Here is a 3,130-nt window from a genome sequence, read left to right as displayed (position 1 = left end):
TGATGGTCGCAACCCACAACCTGAATTCTATTTCAGCAGAGTCATTTTACCGACGAGATGTTTTTTGGGAGTCCCGGCAGAAAGGGTATAAAGGTACATTCCGCTGGATTTGTCTGGAAAGTTGAGGGACAGATGGTTTTGACCGGAAGAGAGATTTTTTTCTGTTACAGAAAAGATCTCCCGTCCCGACAGATCATAAACCGTCAGTTTGACATCGGCAGGATCCGGCAGGGTAAAGCGGATAACCGTCGATGTGTTGAATGGATTGGGATAGTTGCCGTGCAAAACAAAATCCCCGGGAATTTCCGGTGTTTCCGTATGGAGAGGGTATTCATCAAAACCCAGTTCCCAGAGCAGGGTAGCCATGAGCAGAATTTGTTGTTCTTTTTGCCAGATGGTTTCAAAAGGAAATCCTACAAGAGCTGTTCGGCAAGTGGTTGTTCCACCGGGGACAGAGCCGTAAAAACTCACTCCGGCCGTATAGCGCGGACTGGATTGATATTCGAGAAAGGCCCCACCGCCATTGACGGGCGTCAAACCGTCCGGATAATCCTCCTCATACACCCCATGGGCACCGTTGTCGTATTCCACCAGCACATCGGCATAAGGACCTGTAAGTATTTTTACAGGAACGTTGCCGGCATCATCCACTCGGTAAGCCGCCTTCAGGTAGTTCCGAATAAAGTCCTTATCCGTGGATGTGCCCTTGTTGTCCAGATCCCATGCGATTTCGGATCCGGTAGCGGCAAAACGGCCGCCCTGTTGGAGATATGTCTTGATCAGTCCCTGCTCCTCATCCGAAAAGGATTCATCAATCGTACTCTCGTCTCCGGTATTCCAGAAAACCGCCGGATAATCCTCCAGGAGAATCCATCCATCGGTAATGGCTTTGGCTGTACACGTGTTATAAGGGATATCCCAATTCGATAAGGCTTTTGCGGGTGCAAGTGCAAAATCATGATAGGGGAGAACATAACTGGCGCCTGAGCCGGTCCGGGTAAATCCATCCACAACCAGAAAAGGGTCATCTTCACCCATTCCCGAGGTTCCATAGGTGTCGGATGGCATGCTTTCGTTGCCATCCTTGTCCACGGAGACCAGGGTAACAAAGAGGGGGTCGGCGGGTTTCGGCATAACGACGGAATTCAGGTGCAAGGGAATGAGTGTATCGTGGATAGATGGTTCTATGTCATCCATGGAATCAAACATGATCTTCACACCGGTTTCATCTCCCTCCCCACTGAAAGGGGTCCAGGTGATTTTCACCGAATCGCCGGGCAGAGATGAAACCGTCAGGAGTTCAGGCTGGGAAAGGTAACTTACACCGCCGCTCATACCAGTGTATTTTAAAAGTGTGTAATCGGATAAATTTGCCAGTGTGTAATTCCGGTAATCCACTTTCCAGCCTGTGCTGTTGCCGGCGGCTTCCACGGCCAGAATGGATCCGTCTGCATTCCGTGCCACGCCCAGGCGCACGTGTCCCACTTTATGCAGGGCATCCGCCGGAAGAAACAGGTCCCAGTCCGCAACCTTTGTAAAGAGCGAAGTATATGAATTCATCATGCTTGTGGAATAATGGGAAGTAAGTTTCCAGCACCGGCTCACAAAGCCGGAGCAATCCACCCCCACGGCCGCACTGCTCACACCGCTGGTGGCGATATCCCCGGCATATTTGTTGTTTAAAAGTCCGCTGTCGTATTGATCCAGGGTATGAAACCCGCCCCACTTATAGGGGATTTTCCGGTTTTCTCCGATTTCAATCCACGGTGGAGTTTCCACTTCAATGCCGTTGACGGTTATCCGGCCATTGGTCAGGTTTTCAGCCCGGCAGTTCCATGCATGCTGTACATAAGTGTCCGCAATCGCCAGCGCCTCATCCCGGGTGACTCCCTTGGGCGCCGGCGTTGTCGGAGGGTTTTCCGGGGTTGCCTCCCAACTCTCATCCCTAAGCTGATTGAAGTGTACATTTCGATCCAGTTCCACCGGGTAATGGTATTCATGAAATGTGTTTTCATCTCCGGTTGTGCGGATCCAGCTGATGATATGAATCCCTTCCTCAGTGCTGATCATGTGGTGGATATTACCGGATTCATCCACCTGAAATTCCCGGAAGATTTCAGTCCACATGAGTACCGGTACATGTATGCGTGTGTGTTCAAAACCCTCCGGTGTCGTGACCAGAATACAGCGTTCCACTTTCAGAGGCAGATGTTCAACGATGCGTTCTATGTAAAAATAAAGATCTCCCCTTTTATCCATCCCAATCAGCCGTACCAGTCCGGGATTCTCAATATTCAGGTTAAACGTTTTTCCTGAAGCTGTCCGGACACGGACCGGATCTCCCGGCTGGAAATGGATATTTACAGGATTGTTTTCCCGGATTGCAGTTCCATCCAGGGTCTTTGTCACATTTCCTTTTGTTTTATTGAGGACAAATGTTTTGCCGCTTACCGATGGCAGATAGATGTTTTTGGAATAGGATTCATACAATCCTGTTATTCGCTCCCGGAAACTCTCCGGTTCAAAGATGGGGATAGATTTGTCTTCCAAGGATTTTTCCACCCGGTTGGCCGAAAGGAGGTACAAATCGCCGTTTTCCAGGATAAAATCATCGGCGGTGGGACAGCTGAAGGATTTTTGCCAAATCAGGGAGTCATTCTGAAAGATTTTTACGGAGCGGTTCCGGGCATCCAGTATTTGTATTTCATGGTGTGTTACCCGGAAAGCGGTGGGACCAAAACGTCCTCCAGGTGCTTCTTCATATCGGACGGTATTTTCCGTTTTACCCCAGGGGATGAAGAGTTGTGATCTGAACGTATATTCACCGTATAAAAATGATGTCAGAAATAAAAACATCAAGAGAGGTTCGAATTTTTTCATGGAATCCCTTTATCATAATCATTAAGCAATCAAACTCCGTGAATATAGTAAAAGAAAGTGTGAATACCCATAGGAGAGGAGCGAGATAGTGGACAGTGGACAGTCGGCAGTCTGCAGTAGACAGTGGACAGTCGTCAGTCAACAGTCAATAGTCGACAGTAGTGAGAAATTGATTGGATGATTGATTCGATTGTCTGCCCTGTGAAATAAAAGCCGGTTTGTCTGGGGGAATGACGCGTAACGCGTGACG

The 3,130-nt window shown here is 48.9% G+C and carries 1 protein-coding gene; it reads right to left on the bottom strand.

Annotation, left to right across the window (positions count from 1 at the left end):
• Window positions 1-27 precede the first annotated feature (27 nt).
• Window positions 28-2,880 (bottom strand): T9SS type A sorting domain-containing protein, encoded by a 2,853-nt coding sequence (locus tag J7K63_03915; protein ID MCD6234170.1) that lies wholly within the window; start codon window positions 2,878-2,880, stop codon window positions 28-30.
• Window positions 2,881-3,130: the final 250 nt, after the last annotated feature.

Source organism: Candidatus Neomarinimicrobiota bacterium, assembly GCA_021157965.1.
Taxonomy (GTDB): domain Bacteria; phylum Fidelibacterota; class Fidelibacteria; order Fidelibacterales; family Fidelibacteraceae; genus Fidelibacter.
The sequence above is the reverse complement of the archived record's forward strand: the minus strand, read 5'-3'. Positions and strand labels throughout refer to the sequence as shown.

Coding starts and splice junctions, on each gene's coding strand:
- J7K63_03915 (MCD6234170.1), bottom strand. CDS start 2,880: ATGAAAAAATTCGAACCTCTCTTGATGTTTTTATTTCTGACATCATTT.